Raw genomic sequence first — 14731 nt, 5'->3', positions numbered from 1 at the left:
ATGTACGCGAACGATTCCAAGACCCCGGCGCGCACGCGCCTGACGGTCCCGGCCCTGCGCCAGATGAAGGCCGAGGGGCGCCGCATCGTCTCGCTGACCGCCTACGACGCCGGCTTCGCCCGCAGCGTCGACGAGGCCGGCATCGACCTGGTCCTGATCGGCGATTCCCTGGGCATGGTCTGCCAGGGCCATGACAGCACGCTGCCGGTCACCGTCGACGACATCGTCTACCACACGCGCTGCGTGGCCGCCGGGCTGTCCACGGCCTTCCTGGTCTCGGACCTGCCGTTCCAGGCGGACGCCACGCCCGAGCGCGCGCTCGACGCCTCGACGCGCTGCCTGCAGGCCGGTGCCGGCATGGTCAAGCTCGAGGGCGCCGGCCACAAACTCGACGTGATCCGCTTCCTGTCCGAGCGCGAGATCCCGATCTGCGCCCACCTGGGCCTGACCCCGCAGTCGGTGCTGCGCCTGGGCGGCTACAAGGTGCAGGGCCGCGAGGAAGCGGCCGCGCGCAAGCTGCTGGCCGACGCCAAGGCCGTCGCGGCCGCCGGTGCCGACCTGCTGGTGCTCGAATGTGTGCCCTCGGCGCTGGCGGCCGAGATCACCGCTGCCGTGGCCATCCCCACCATCGGCATCGGCGCCGGTCCGTCCTGCGATGGCCAGATCCTGGTGCTGCACGACCTGCTGGGCATGAACAGCGGCCACCGCCGCCCACGCTTCGTCAAGGATTTCCTCGCCAACGGCGGTTCGATCCTCGGCGCTTTCCAGGCCTATGCCGCCGCGGTGCGCAGCGGCGAATTCCCCGGCCCCGAACACGGATACTGACCAACCCATGCAGACCCACACCACGCTGGCCGCGCTGCGCGCCCAGGTCAGGCAATGGCGGCGCGAAGGCGCCAGCGTCGGCTTCGTGCCCACCATGGGCAACCTGCACGCCGGCCACCATGCCCTGGTCGACCTCGCGCGCCGCCACGCCGACCGCGTGGTCGCCAGCATCTTCGTCAATCCGACCCAGTTCGGGCCGAACGAGGACTACGCGCGCTACCCGCGCACGCCGGAGAGCGACATCAACGGCCTGGCCGAACGCGGCTGCGACGCGCTGTTCCTGCCGCCGGTCGAGCAGATGTATCCCTACGGCACCATGGCCTGCGTGCAGATGCACGTACCGGGCATCACCGACATCCTCGACGGCCTGCACCGGCCGGGCCATTTCAACGGCGTGGCCCAGGTGGTGGCGCGCCTGTTCAACATGGTGCAGCCGGACCTGGCGGTGTTCGGGCGCAAGGACTACCAGCAGCTGCAGGTGATCCGCTACATGACCAAGGAAATGAGCTTCCCGGTCGAGATCATCCCGGCGCCGACCCTGCGCGAGGCCGACGGCCTGGCGATGAGCTCACGCAACCAGTACCTGCAGGGCGACGAGCGCCAGACCGCGACCCGCATCCACCAGACGCTGCTGTTCATGCGCGACGCGGCCCGCCAGGGCCTGCCCATCGCGGGCATCGAAGACCAGGCCACCGCGCGACTGGAGGCCGCCGGCTTCACCGTGGACTACGCCGAAGTGCGGCGCAGCGACCTGTCCCGGGCGAAAGCGCCGGACGAGCCCGGCCTGCTGGCCCTGATCGCCGCCCGCCTGGGCCGCACCAGGCTCATCGACAATCTCGAGTTCGACGGCAGCTGAGGCCGGAGGCGCTGAAACCGGACCGTCGTCCGGCTCGGTTAGACTTCGGCGCGAACCAGACATGGAACCGGTGATGCCCCTCACTCCTGATTGGCCAGGTCTGCGTGCCCACGCGATGCGCCTGGCCGATATGCCGCTGCGCCAGCTGATGGTGGCCGACCCGGAGCGCGCGCGCGATTTTTCCCTGCGCGTCGGGCCCATCCACGCCTGTTTCGCGCGCCAGCGCTACGACAGGGACGCGCTGGCGGCGCTTTTTTCGCTGGCGGCGCCGCTGCCGGACGCGTTCCGGCGCCAGTTCGACGGCGGCCGCGTGAACCGCTCCGAGGACCGCCCGGCCCTGCATACGGCCCTTCGCAGTGACCTCGGGCACGGCGCCCAGGCCGAGGCGGCAAGGCGCTCGGCCCGCGACGCCCGTGACCGCATGGCGGCGATGGTGGCCGACCTGGAATCGTCGGACATCACCGACATCGTCAACATCGGCATCGGGGGGTCCGACCTGGGGCCGCGCCTTGCGGTGCAATCGCTGGCGGAATTCGACCGGGGCCGGTTCCGCACCCATTTCCTGTTCAACGCCGATGCCAGCGGCGTCCAGCGCCTGCTGCCCCAGCTCGATCCGGCGCGCACCGCCGTGGTGCTGGTGTCCAAGAGCTTCGGCACGCAGGAGACCCTGCTCAACGGCGGCATCCTCAAGGACTGGCTGGCTGGCCGGGGCCGCTTGTACGCCATCAGCGCGGCAACGGACGCGGCCATCGGCTTCGGCGTGCCCGCCGATCGCGTGCTGCCGATGTGGGACTGGGTCGGCGGACGCTATTCGCTGTGGTCGGCGGTCGGTTTCACGGTCGCGCTGGCCCTGGGCATGCGGCGCTTCGACGAACTGCTGGCCGGCGCCGCGGACATGGACCGGCACGTGCTCGAGTCGCCGCCCGAACGCAATCTGGCGGTCTGGCATGCCCTGACCCTGGTCTGGAACCGCAACGTGCTAGGCCACGCCACGCATGCGGTGCTGCCTTACGACGAACGGCTCGACCTGCTGCCGGACTACCTGCAGCAGCTGGTGATGGAAAGCCTGGGCAAGACCGTGCGCGAAGACGACAGCGCGTCGCCGGTGGCCACGGTGCCGGTGCTCTGGGGTGCGACCGGCACCAGCAGCCAGCACAGCTTCTTCCAGGCACTGCACCAGGGCAGCGACCCGGTCCCCGCCGACTTCATCGGCGTGGTGACGCCGGCCCACCGCTATCCGCAGAGCCACAGTGCGGTGCTGGCCAATCTGCTGGCGCAATCCGAGGCCCTGGCCAACGGCAGCGCCGGATCGTCGCCGCAGAAGCACTACCCGGGCGGGCGCCCGAACAGCCTGCTGCTGCTCGATGCGCTCAATCCGCGTTCGCTGGGCAGCCTGCTGGCCATGTACGAACACAGCGTCTACGCGCTTTCGGTGCTGTGGGGCGTCAACGCCTTCGACCAGTGGGGGGTGGAGCTGGGCAAGCGCCTCGCGGGAAGCCTGCTGCCGGTGCTGGCGGGCGAACGTCCGGTCGACGCGGTCGAGGATCCGGTGACGCGCGCGCTGCTGGGCGTGATCCGGGCGCGTCAGGCCGACTGACTGTCCCGGGCCGCGTGCCGGGCCATTGCCCAGGCCACGTGTTCGCGCACCAACCCGCTCGGATGCCCGCGCCGCGCCGCCAGCGCCGCCCGCACCTCGGGCGTGCCTTCGGCATTGCCCAGCGCCACTGCGATGTTGCGCAGCCAGCCCTCGTAGCCGGCGCGGCGGATCGCCGAGCCTTCGGTGTTGCGCAGGAAGGTCTCTTCGTCCCAGGCGAACAGTTCCACCAGACTGGCGCGGTCCAGTCCGTGGCGGACCCGGAAGTCTGGCTCCTCGCTGCGTACCGCGAACTTGTTCCAGGGGCAGGCCAGCTGGCAGTCGTCGCAGCCGAATACGCGGTTGCCGATCAGCGGCCGCAGCTCCTCGGGGATCGATTCGCGCAGCTCGATGGTCAGGTAGCTGATGCAGCGGCGAGCGTCCACGCGGTAGGGCGCGACGATCGCGCCGGTGGGGCAGACGGTGATGCAGCGCGTGCAGGTGCCGCAGTGCGCGCTGGCCGGGGCCGACACCGGCAGCGGCAGGTCGGTGTAGATCTCGCCGAGGAAAAACCAGCTGCCGGCGTCCTTGTTGATCAGGCAGCTGTGTTTGCCGATCCAGCCCAGGCCGGCGTCGCGGGCCAGCGCGCGCTCGAGCACCGGCGCCGAATCGACGAAGGCGCGGTAGCCGAACGGCCCGACTTCGGCGGCGATGCGGTCGCAGAGCTTCTGCAGGCGGTTGCGCAGCACCTTGTGGTAGTCGCGGCCCAGCGCGTAGCGCGCGACGTAGGCGCGCTCGCCGTCGTCCAGCGTGGCCCAGGCAGCCGCGTCGTCGCCGGTGCCGTAGTCCATGCGCACCGAGATCACACGAAGCGTGCCGGGCACCAGTTCGTCCGGGCGCGAGCGCTTGTCGCCGTGCCGGGCCATGTAGTCCATGGCGCCGTGCTGGCCCTTCGCCAGCCAGTCGCGCAGGTGCGCCTCGTCCTCGCCCAGTTCGACGCCGGCGAAACCGACCTGCTGGAAGCCCAGCTCCCGGCCCCAGGTCTGGATGTTGCGTGCGAGGGCGGCGGGGTCGTGCATGCGCGCAAGTATAGAATCCCCGCATGAGCGAACTGCTGCCGCTGTACCGGCCGGCCCAGGTGCGGGCCATGGACGACCACGCCATCCAGGCGCTGGGCGTGCCTGCCCATGAACTGATGACCCGGGCCGGCACCGCGGCCTGGCGCCTGGTCCAACAGCGCTGGCCTTCGGTGCGGCGCATCGGCGTGGCCTGCGGCCCCGGCAACAACGGTGGCGACGGTTATGTGCTGGCGCGCCTGGCCCGCGCCGCGGGCTGTGCCGTCAGCGTGGTGGCGCCCCCCGGCGCCAGCCCGCGCAGCGAGGAGGCCCGGCAGGCCCTGGCCGAATGGCGGGCGGCCGGCGGCAGCGTCACCGCTTTCGATGGACTGCTGCCGGAAGCCGAACTTTGGGTCGACGCGCTGTACGGCACCGGTCTCACCCGCGCGCCCTCGGAGGCGGCGCAGGCGATGATCGAACGCATCAACGCCAGCCGCGCGCCGGTGCTGTCGCTGGACGTGCCCTCCGGGCTGGACGCCGACACCGGCCACGCCGACGGCACGGCGGTGCGCGCCACGGTGACGCTGAGCTTCATCGGCGCCAAGCGCGGCCTCTACACCGGCATGGCGCGCGATTTCGACGGCGAAGTGCTGCTCGATCGCCTCGACCTGAAGATCGGCGCCTTCGACGACGTGATGCCGGCTGCCTGGCTTTGCCGCCCCGAGGGCCTGGCCCGCTGGCTGACGCCGCGCCACGCCAACGCCCACAAGGGCGAACACGGCCATGTGCTGTGCATCGGCGGCGAAGTGGGCATGGGCGGCGCGGTGCGGCTGTGCGCCGAAGGTGCGCTGCGCACCGGCGTCGGCCTGGCCAGCGTCGCGACCCGCAGCGCCGGTGTCGCCGCCCTGGTCGCCGCCCGCCCCGAGGCGATGACGCACGCGGTCGAGGACGCCGCGGCGCTGGCGCCGCTGCTCGAGCGCGCGACCGTGCTCGCGGTCGGCCCGGGCCTGGGACAGGGCGCGTGGGGACGCAGCCTCTACCGCGCCGCGCTGGCTGCCGATAAACCGCTGGTGCTCGATGCCGATGCGCTCAACCTGCTCGCCGAGGAACCGCATGCGGTGCCTGGCGCCGTGATCACGCCGCACCCGGGCGAAGCCGCCCGCCTGCTGGGCAAGGACAAGCGCGACGTGCAGGCCGACCGCTTCGGGGCCGCCGAAGCGCTCGCGCAGAAGTACCGCTGCGTGGTCGTGCTCAAGGGCGCCGGCACGCTGGTGGCGGCACCCGGCGAGATTCCCGCGGTGATCGGCGCCGGCAACCCCGGCATGGCCACCGGCGGCATGGGCGATGTGCTGTCGGGCGTGATCGCGGCGCTGCAGGCCCAGCACCTGCCGGTGTTCCAGGCGGCGGTGGCGGGCGCGCTGCTGCATGCGGCCGCCGGTGACGCCGCAGCCCGGATCGGCGGCGAGCGCGGCCTGTTGCCCTCGGACCTGTTCCCCCACCTGCGGCGAATGGCCAACCCCGAATGAACCCGACCGTGCTGCTGGCCGATGCCGACGCCACCGAGGCCCTGGCCCGCCGCCTGGCCCGCAGCGCGCCGGCCCGGGCGGTGGTGTTCCTGGAAGGCGACCTCGGTGCCGGCAAGTCCACGCTGGCGCGGGCCTGGCTGCGCGACCTGGGGGTGACCGGTGCGATCAAGAGCCCGACCTACACCCTGGTCGAGCGCTACCCGCTGCCCTCGGGCGAAGCGGTGCACCTCGACCTGTACCGCCTGGCGGCCGCCGGCGAGCTGGATTTCCTGGGCCTGGACGAGCTCGCCGCGGACGCCAGTCTCTGGCTGGTGGAGTGGCCGGAGCGCGGGCAGGGCGGTCTGCCGCCTCCGGACCTGGTGATCACCCTGGCGGCCGAGGGCACGGGGCGCCGGGCGCACCTGCGGGCGGGCACGGGCGCCGGGCAGGACTGGCTGGCCCGCTGGGGCGCGAGGCCGGAATGACGCCTTCTCCGGGCCTCTTCTTGGGCGGTTTCTAGGAAGGTCCGGCAGGCTACGGATTCCAAAGGAAATTTCTTGCTTTTCCGGGAATCCGGTGGTTCAATCCCGCCCATGCGCCGGAATCCTGTCTTCGTCCTGTTCGCCTCGACCCTGCTGGGTCTGGTCGCGTTCGGCGCCCAGGCCGCCCAGCTCAAGGGCGTCACCCTGGTCGAAAACGAGTCGGGCACGCGCGCCGTGCTGGAGCTCAGCGGCCCGGTCGACTACAAGCTCTTCACCCTCGCCAATCCCCATCGCCTGGTGCTGGACCTGCCGGGCAGCTCGCTCGCGGGTGGCTACAAGGCGCCGTCGCCGAACGGCGTCGTGGCCGGCGTGCGCACCGGCAAGCCGGCGGACAACGACCTGCGCGTCGTGCTCGACCTGGGTCGCGACGTGAAGCCGCGCAGCCGCCTGGAGCGCGAGGGCAACGGCGCCCGCCTGGTGCTGGAACTGTTCACCGAGACGACGGCCGTCGCCGGCAAACCGGCGCCCGCGCGCACCGTGCAGGACGTGATCGGCAGCGGCGAGCGCAAGCTCATCGTCGCCATCGACGCCGGCCACGGCGGCAAGGACCCGGGCGCCATCGGCCCGAGCCGCAAGTACGAAAAGGACATCACCCTGGCGGTGGCGCGCGAGCTCGCGGCGCAGATCAACGCCGACCCGGGCATGCAGGCCTTCCTGGTGCGCGACCGCGACGTGTTCATCCCGCTCGAGCAGCGCTACATGATCGCCCGCGAAGCGCAGGCCGACCTCTTCATTTCGGTGCACGCCGACGCCGCGCACAACCGGGCGGCCAGCGGCGCTTCGGTTTACGTGCTGTCGCTGCGCGGCGCGTCCTCGGAGGCGGCGCGCTGGCTGGCGGACCAGGAGAACGCGGCCGACCTGGTCGGCGGCGTCGAGCTCGACGCGCGCGACAAGAACCTCGCGGCGGTGCTGCTCGACCTTTCGCAGAACGCCACCATGCGCGTTTCCGACGACGTCGCCACCGAAGTGCTGGCTGCGCTCAAGCAGGTCGGCAAGGCGCACAAGCCGCAGATCGAGCGCGCCAACTTCGTGGTGCTGCGTTCGCCGGACGTGCCGTCTATGCTGGTCGAGACCGGCTTCATCTCGAACCCGGGCGAAGAGGCCCGGCTCAGCGACCCGGCCTACCGCAGCCGCATGGCCGCCGCCATCGTCAGCGGCGTGCGCAGCTATTTCGCCAACCAGGCGCCCCCGGGCACCTGGTACGCGGCACGCCAGGGCCAGTTCGGCGGCAGCCGCCAGCACGTGGTCAGCCGCGGCGAGACCCTGAGCCTGATCGCCGCCCGCCACGGCGTGCCGATGAACACGATCCGCGCCGCCAACAAGCTGCAGGGCGACACCGTGCGTATCGGCGAGCGCCTGACCATCCCGGTGGCCGCCACGGCGGTCGCCTCGCTGCCCGAGTAAGGCCCGGCCCCGCTGGTATCATCCGGTCTCGCCAGTCCGAGACCCGCCAGGCCGTGCCGATCCAGCAGCTTCCCGACACCCTCGTCAACCAGATCGCCGCGGGCGAGGTCGTCGAACGCCCGGCGTCGGTGGTCAAGGAGCTGGTCGAGAACGCGCTCGACGCCGGCGCGACCCGCGTCGACATCGACCTGGAGGAAGGCGGCATCCGCCTGATCCGGATCCGCGACGACGGCGGCGGCATTCCCGCCGACGAGCTGCCGCTGGCGATCTCGCGCCACGCCACCAGCAAGATCGCCTCGCTCGACGACCTCGAGGAAGTCGCCACGCTCGGATTCCGCGGCGAAGCGCTGCCGTCGATCGCCTCGGTCAGCCGCTTCGCGCTCAGTTCGCGCACCGCCGCGCAGGAACACGGCGTTCGTCTGGAAGTGGACGGCGGCAAGGTCGCGCCGCTGCAGCCGCATCCGCATCCCGCCGGAACCACGGTCGAGGTGCGCGACCTGTTCTTCAACGTGCCGGCGCGGCGCAAGTTCCTGCGCGCCGAACGCACCGAGCTGGGCCACATCGAGGAATGGCTGCGCTCGCTGGCGCTGGCGCGCCCCGAGGTCGAGCTGCGCATCAGCCACAACGGCCGCCTGTCGCGCCACTACAAGCCGGTGCGCGACGGCGCCGAACGCGCGCGCCGCGTCGCCGAGGCGCTGGGCGAGGAGTTCACCTCGCAGTGCCTGGCGATCGAACACGCCGGCGCCGGCCTGCGCCTGCACGGCTGGGTCGGCCTGCCGACGGCTGCGCGCTCCAGCGCCGACCAGCAGTACTTTTACGTCAACGGCCGCGCGGTGCGTGATCGCACGGTCGCGCACGCGGTGCGCCAGGCGTATGCCGACGTGCTTTTCCATGGCCGCTATCCGGCCTTCGTGCTGTTCCTGGAATGCGACCCGCGCCAGGTCGACGTGAACGTGCATCCGGCCAAGCATGAGGTGCGCTTCCGCGAGCAGCGGCTGGTGCACGAGTTCATCTACCGCACCCTGCACGAGGCCCTGGCCTCGACCCGCGCGGGGCTTGCCGCAGGCCACGACGTGTCGCTGCCCGCGGCTGCGCCGATGGGCTGGGCAGCGCCGGCCCAGGGCGGGCTGGGCCTGCCGGTGCGCGAAACGATGGCGGGTTATGCCGCGCTCTACGGCGGCGGCTCCGCGCCTGCGTCGCTGGCGCAGGCGATGCCCGCGGCGAACGAGGCCGAGGCCCCGCCGCTGGGTTATGCGCTGGCACAGCTGCACGGCATTTTCGTACTCGCCGAGAATGCCCATGGCCTGATCCTGGTGGACATGCACGCGGCCCACGAGCGCATCACCTACGAGCGGCTCAAGGCCGCCCGCGACGGCGAGGGCATCCGCTCGCAGCCGCTGCTGGTACCGCTGTCGCTGGCGGTCTCCGAACGCGAAGCCGACCTGGCCGAACAGCACGCCGACACCCTGGCCGGGTACGGCTTCGAACTGCGCCGCGCCGGACCGCAGGCCCTTAGCGTGCGCAGCGTGCCGACCCTGCTGGCCGACCTCGACCCCCGTGCCCTGGTGCTGGACGTGCTGGGCGACCTGCGGGAGCACGGCGCCAGCCGCAAGCTCGAGGAGGCGCGCAATGAACTCCTGTCCACCCTGGCCTGTCACACCTCGGTGCGCGCCAACCGCCGGCTCAGCCTGCCGGAGATGAACGCACTGTTGCGCGACATGGAATCCACCGAGCGCAGCGGCCAGTGCAATCATGGCCGCCCGACCTGGGTCCAGCTGACCAAGGCCGAACTCGACCGATTGTTCCTGAGGGGACGCTGATGAACCTGCGTGTGCTGTCGCTGATGACCCTGACCCTGATGCTGGCCGCCTGCGGCAGTGGTGAGGAGGAAGCCGCAAAGGCCGAGGCCGAGGCGCGTGCCGCAAAGGCCGCCCGCCTGGCCTACGAAGGCGAGATCCTGGCATGGCGCGACGAGCGGCTGGCCCGGCTCACGCGTCCCGACGGCTGGCTGTCCCTGGTCGGCATGCACTGGGTGACGCCGGGTTCGACCTATGTCGGTTCGGCCCAGGACAACGGCACCCGGCTGTCGGTAGGGCCGGCCCAGATCGGCATGTTCACGCTGGACAAGGACGGGACCGCGACGCTGCGCCTGCACCCGGGCGTCGAGGCCGAGGTCACCATCGACGGCCAGGCGCCCCAAGCCGGAGCGCTGGTGACCCTGGTGCCGGACAGCCGCGGCACGCCGACCGTGGTCGCCTTCAACAAGGGCGACGCCAGCTTCATCCTGATCGAGCGCGCCGGCCGCTACGGCCTGCGCGTGCGCAATGCCTTCGCGCGCACCCGCACCGCCTTCCCGGGTCTGGACTATTTCGACATCAACCCGGGCATGCGCTTCGTCGCTAAGTTCGACGCGCATCCGCCGGGCCAGACGGTCGAGATCGTCAACGTGCTGGGCATGATCGAGAAGATGGCGAACCCGGGCACGCTCACCTTCTCCGCGCCGGTCAAGAACGAAGCCGGCGAGACCGTCGAGCGCGAGTTCCGAATGCAGGCGGTGGACGAGGGCGACGGCCGGCTGTTCTTCACCTTCGCCGACCGCACCAGCGGCCACGAGACGTATGCCGCCTCGCGCATGGTCTACGCCGATCCGGCCGGCAAGGACGGCACCACGGTGCTGGACTTCAACAAGGCCTACAACCCGCCCTGCGCCTTCACGCCGTATTCCACCTGCCCGATGCCGCTGCCGGAAAACCGCCTGGACCTGCGGGTCGAAGCCGGCGAAAAGAAGCCGCGACCCTTCCCCGAATAATCCCCCGACCCCAGGAAGCCCCCATGTTCAAGCGCTGGACCGCCGCACTGTTCTGTCTCGTCCTCGCCGGCCCGGCCTGCGCCGAACCGCCGCGGCCGCTGCTGTGGAAGGTCAGCGACGGCGACAACGCGGTCTACCTGCTGGGCTCCTTCCACCTGCTCAAGCCCGGCGACTACCCGCTGGCGGCGAGCACCGACGCGGCCTTCGCGGATGCCGAGCAGGTGGTGTTCGAGCTCTCGCCCGCCGACATGTCCGACCCAGCCGGTGCGGCACGCATGCTCGACACGGCGAGGCGTTCGGATGGGCGGACGCTGCAGGAGGCCCTTCCCGCCGATACCTGGCAGGCGCTGGAAGCTTATGCGGCCACTCGCAGCATGCCCCTGGCCTTCTACATGGACAAGGATGCCTGGCTCCTCAGTCTGGTGATCAGCCTCAACGAGATGCAGCGGCTCGGCCTCGACCCCAACCTCGGTCTGGACCGGCACTTCGCCGACCGTGCGGTGAAAGCCGGAAAGCAGGTGCGCGGCCTGGAAACCTACGACCAGCAGATCGCGCTGTTCGAGGGCATGACGCCGGCTGAGCAGCAGCAGGCGCTGGAGGAATCGCTGGACGAAGCCAAGCAGATGCGCGGCGAGATCGAACGCATGCACGCGCTCTGGCGCGCCGGTGACGCCGAGGGTCTGTTCGAGGAAACCGGCGCCGAACTCAAGGCCAAGTACCCGGGCGTGTACAAGCGCCTCAACAGCGACCGCAACCGGGCCTGGCTGCCGCGCCTGCGGGCGATGCTCGACGACAGCGATTCGGACGACACCCTGGTGGTGGTCGGCGCGATGCACCTGCTGGGCGACGACGGCGTCGTGGCGCTGCTGCGCGCCAAGGGTTACCGGGTCGAGCGGCTCTGACTCAGGTGGCGGCCGCGCGCGCGGGCTGCGGCCAGCGGTATTCGCCGGTCCGTGGCGCCGGCGGCACCAGCTCGATGCAATCGACCGGACATGGCGGCAGGCAGAGCTCGCAGCCGGTGCACAGGTCGGCGATGACCGTGTGCATCAGCTTCGGGCCGCCGACGATGGCGTCTACGGGACAGGCCTGGATGCACTTGGTGCAGCCGATGCAGTCTTCCTCGACGATCAGCGCCACCACCGGCGGTTTCACCGAACCGTTTTCCGGGTTCACGGGTTTGGGTTCGCGGCCCAGCAGATCCGCCAGCGCCTTCACGCCGGCCTCCCCGCCGGGCGGGCACTGGTTGATGTCGGCCTCGCCGCTGGCGATCGCCTTCGCATAGGGTTTGCAGCCCGGGTAGCCGCACTGGCCGCATTGCGTCTGCGGCAGCAAGCGGTCGATGCGTTCGACCATCGGGTCGGCCTCGACGCGGAAGCGCCGTGCGGCCCAGCCGAGCAGCGCGCCCAGCAGCGCCGCCAGCCCCACGAGCACCGCGACCGCGAGCGCCATGTCAGGTCGGCACCAGGCCGGAAAAGCCCAGGAAGGCCAGCGACATCAGCCCCGCGGTGACCAGGGCGATCGGCGTGCCGCGCCAGGCGGCGGGCACGTCGGCGGTCTCCAACCGTTCGCGCATCGCCGAGAACAGCACCAGCACCAGGCCGAAACCCAGGGCCGCGCCGAAGCCGTACAGCACCGACTCGAACAGCGAATGCCGCGCTTGCACGTTCAGCAGGGTCACGCCCAGCACCGCGCAGTTCGTGGTGATCAGCGGCAGGTAGATGCCCAGCACGCGGTACAGGCGCGGGCTCTGCCGGTTCATCACGATCTCGGTGAATTGCACCACCGCGGCGATGACCAGGATGAAGCCCAGCGTGCGCAGGTACTCCAGCCCCAGCGGCGCCAGCAGCCAGTGCTGCACCATCCAGGCCAGGGCCGAGGACAGCGTGAGCACGAAACCGGTGGCCAGGGCCATGCCGTAGGCCGCGTCGAGCTTGCCCGACACGCCCATGAACGGGCACAGCCCGAGGAACTTCACCAGCACGAAGTTGTTGACGAAGACCGCGCCGACCAGCAGCAGGGCGACCTCGTCCATGCGCGCTTACCGCACCGGCATGCCGGGCAGGGCGCCGGCGTCGGCGTCGAGCAGGGCCAGGGCGCCGCCGTCGAAGCCGGCCGAGAGGATCATGCCCTCGCTCAGGCCGAAGCGCATCTTGCGCGGCGCCAGGTTGGCGATGAAGACGACCTTGCGGCCCAGCAGTTTCTCCGGCTCGGCGTAGCTGCCGCGGATGCCGGAGAAGATCTGCCGCTGGCCGAGCTCGCCGGCGTCGAGCAGGAAGCGCAGCAGCTTGTCGGAGCCCTCGACGAAGCCGCACTCGAGCACGGTGCCGATCCGCAGGTCGAGCTTGGCGAAGTCCTCGATGCCGATGAAGCCTTCCGGCTTCACCGCGGGCGTGGCGGCCGGCTTGTCGGCGGGCTTGTCGGCGGGCTTGACCGGCGCGACCTTCGCTGCGGCGGTCTCGTTGGGCTTGAGGTCTTCCTTGCTGGCGTCGGTCATGGTCTCGATCTGCTTCGGGTCGATGCGCGTCATCAGCGCTTCGAAGGGGGCGATGGCGTGCGCGGTCAGCGGCGCGGCGATGTCGTCCCAGCGCGCGACCGGCGCGCGCAGGAAGGATTCGGCACGGGCGACGGTGGCGGGCAGCACGGGTTTGAGCGCCGCGGCCAGAAGCCGGAACAGGTTCAGGCCCTGGGTGCAGACAGCCTGCAGTTCGGCGTCGGCGCCGTCCTGCTTGGCGATCACCCAAGGCTTGCGCTCGTCGATGTAGCGGTTGGCGATGTCTGCCAGCGCCATCACCTGGCGCATGGCCTGGCCGTATTCGTCGCGTGCATAGCTGAGCGCGACTTCGCGAACGCCGGCGACGAAGCTGTCGTACATCGCCGGGTCCGGCAGCGTAGCGGCCAGCTGGCCGTCGAAACGTCTGCTGATGAAACCGGCGCAGCGGCTGGCGATGTTGACGAACTTGCCGACCAGGTCGGAGTTCACCCGCGCGACGAAATCGTCGAGGTTCAGGTCCAGGTCGACCACCCCGGCGCCGGTCTTCACCGCAAAGTAGTAGCGCAGGGTTTCCGGATCCAGGCCGGCGTCGAGGTAGGTGCGCGCCATCACGAAGGTGCCGCGCGACTTGCTCATCTTCGCGCCGTTCACCGTCAGATAGCCGTTGACGTGCAGGGCGGTCGGCGCGCGGAAGCCGGCGCCGTGCAGCATCGCCGGCCAGAACAGGCCGTGGAAGTTGATGATGTCCTTGCCGAGGAAGTGGTGCATCTCGGTCTGGCCGGCGCCGTTGCGCGCGGCCTCGGTATAGGCGCCGAAATCCAGGCCCTGCGTCGCGCACAGCGCCTTGAACGAGGCCAGGTAGCCGATCGGCGCGTCGAGCCAGACGTAGAAGAACTTGCCCGGGGCGTCCGGGATCGGGAAGCCGAAGTAGGGTGCGTCGCGGCTGATGTCCCAGTCGCGCAGGCCGCCTTCGAGCCATTCGCCGAGCTTGGCCTTCACCGCCGGGTGGGCGACGTCGCCGGCCAGCCACTCGCGCAGGAAGATTTCGAACTTGCCCAGCTCGAAGAAATAATGCTCCGAGTCGCGAAGTTCCGGCACCGCGCCCGAGACCACCGAGCGCGGGTTCTTCAGGTCGGTCGGCGAATAGGCCTTGCCGCAGACTTCGCAGTTGTCGCCGTACTGGTCCGGGCTGCCGCAGTTCGGGCACTCGCCCTTGATGTAGCGGTCGGGCAGGAACATCTGCCGCTCGGGGTCGAACAGCTGCTTGATCGAGCGCCGGGCGATCGCCTTCGCGCCGTGCGTGCCGTCGCGCAGCCGGGTGTAGATCAGCGAGGCCAGCTCGCGGTTCTCGTCGGAATGGGTCGAGTGGTAGTGGTCGAAGGCCACGCCGAAGGCGGCGAAGTCGGACTCGTGGCCGGCCTGCATGCCGCGGATGAAGTCCTCGGGCGACATGCCGGCCTTTTCCGCCGCCAGCATGATCGGCGTGCCGTGGGCGTCGTCGGCGCAGACGAAGTGCACGATGCCTCCGGCGAGGCGGCGCGCGCGCACCCAGATGTCGGCCTGGATATAGCCCACCAGGTGGCCCAGGTGCAGTGGGCCGTTGGCATAGGGCAGGGCGGTGGTGACGAGGGCGGGGGCCGGCGTCGGGGTCGTGTCGGTCGAAGTCATGGC

At 70.8% G+C, this 14731-nt stretch carries 13 protein-coding genes; 9 read left to right on the top strand and 4 right to left on the bottom strand.

What is annotated here, in order from left to right; genetic code table 11:
* From panB to pgi, 3 genes are all read left to right on the top strand, one after another.
* A complete protein-coding gene (gene panB / locus E1B00_RS04145; RefSeq protein ID WP_139445991.1) occupies positions 1-825 on the top strand; it encodes a 3-methyl-2-oxobutanoate hydroxymethyltransferase in 825 nt (274 codons plus the stop codon).
* Between the two features lie 7 nt (positions 826-832).
* Positions 833-1681: a pantoate--beta-alanine ligase gene (gene panC, locus E1B00_RS04140; protein ID WP_139445989.1), complete on the top strand. Its 849-nt coding sequence runs from the start codon at positions 833-835 to the stop codon at positions 1679-1681.
* Positions 1682-1754: 73 nt separating this feature from the next.
* Positions 1755-3278, top strand: a complete 1524-nt coding sequence (gene pgi, locus E1B00_RS04135; RefSeq protein WP_139445987.1) for a glucose-6-phosphate isomerase — start codon at positions 1755-1757, stop codon at positions 3276-3278.
* On the opposite strand, the gene queG is transcribed toward pgi, so the two are convergent.
* Positions 3266-4333 (bottom strand): tRNA epoxyqueuosine(34) reductase QueG, encoded by a 1068-nt coding sequence (gene queG / locus E1B00_RS04130; RefSeq protein WP_139445983.1) that lies wholly within the window; start codon positions 4331-4333, stop codon positions 3266-3268. The genes pgi and queG overlap by 13 nt on opposite strands.
* A 23-nt stretch (positions 4334-4356) precedes the next feature.
* Here queG and E1B00_RS04125 point away from each other — a divergent pair, with 23 nt between their 5' ends.
* The 6 genes from E1B00_RS04125 to E1B00_RS04100 all read left to right on the top strand — a co-directional run bounded on the left by E1B00_RS04125 (position 4357) and on the right by E1B00_RS04100 (position 11471).
* A complete protein-coding gene (locus E1B00_RS04125) occupies positions 4357-5835 on the top strand; it encodes an NAD(P)H-hydrate dehydratase (protein WP_139445981.1) in 1479 nt (492 codons plus the stop codon).
* Positions 5832-6299: a tRNA (adenosine(37)-N6)-threonylcarbamoyltransferase complex ATPase subunit type 1 TsaE gene (tsaE, locus tag E1B00_RS04120; RefSeq protein WP_139445979.1), complete on the top strand. Its 468-nt coding sequence runs from the start codon at positions 5832-5834 to the stop codon at positions 6297-6299. The genes E1B00_RS04125 and tsaE overlap by 4 nt, the downstream gene beginning before the upstream one ends.
* Before the next feature lie 108 nt (positions 6300-6407).
* The gene (locus E1B00_RS04115) at positions 6408-7760 is read left to right on the top strand and encodes an N-acetylmuramoyl-L-alanine amidase (protein WP_139445977.1); all 1353 of its coding nucleotides are present in this window, start codon (positions 6408-6410) and stop codon (positions 7758-7760) included.
* 53 nt (positions 7761-7813) lie between these two features.
* Positions 7814-9580, top strand: a complete 1767-nt coding sequence (gene mutL / locus E1B00_RS04110; protein WP_139445975.1) for a DNA mismatch repair endonuclease MutL — start codon at positions 7814-7816, stop codon at positions 9578-9580.
* Positions 9580-10569 (top strand): DUF1684 domain-containing protein, encoded by a 990-nt coding sequence (locus E1B00_RS04105; RefSeq protein ID WP_246048462.1) that lies wholly within the window; start codon positions 9580-9582, stop codon positions 10567-10569. Before mutL ends, E1B00_RS04105 begins: the two co-directional genes overlap by 1 nt.
* A 23-nt stretch (positions 10570-10592) precedes the next feature.
* Positions 10593-11471, top strand: a complete 879-nt coding sequence (locus E1B00_RS04100; RefSeq protein ID WP_139445973.1) for a TraB/GumN family protein — start codon at positions 10593-10595, stop codon at positions 11469-11471.
* Position 11472: 1 nt separating this feature from the next.
* Here E1B00_RS04100 and rsxB read toward each other — a convergent pair whose 3' ends face one another.
* From rsxB to metG, 3 genes are read right to left on the bottom strand one after another with little or no spacing between them, the layout of a single operon-like run.
* Positions 11473-12018 carry an electron transport complex subunit RsxB gene (rsxB, locus tag E1B00_RS04095; RefSeq protein WP_139445971.1) on the bottom strand — a complete coding sequence of 182 codons (546 nt, stop codon included), beginning with the start codon at positions 12016-12018 and terminating at the stop codon, positions 11473-11475.
* Between the two features lies 1 nt (position 12019).
* On the bottom strand, positions 12020-12601 hold the full coding sequence (rsxA, locus tag E1B00_RS04090) for an electron transport complex subunit RsxA (RefSeq protein WP_139445969.1): 582 nt from the start codon (positions 12599-12601) through the stop codon (positions 12020-12022).
* 6 nt (positions 12602-12607) lie between these two features.
* Entirely contained in the window at positions 12608-14728 is a 2121-nt protein-coding gene (gene metG, locus E1B00_RS04085) for a methionine--tRNA ligase (RefSeq protein ID WP_139445967.1), read from the bottom strand.
* Positions 14729-14731 lie beyond the last annotated feature (3 nt).

The organism is Arenimonas terrae (assembly GCF_006265115.1).
GTDB lineage: Bacteria > Pseudomonadota > Gammaproteobacteria > Xanthomonadales > Xanthomonadaceae > Arenimonas > Arenimonas terrae.
The sequence above is the reverse complement of the archived record's forward strand: the minus strand, read 5'-3'. Positions and strand labels throughout refer to the sequence as shown.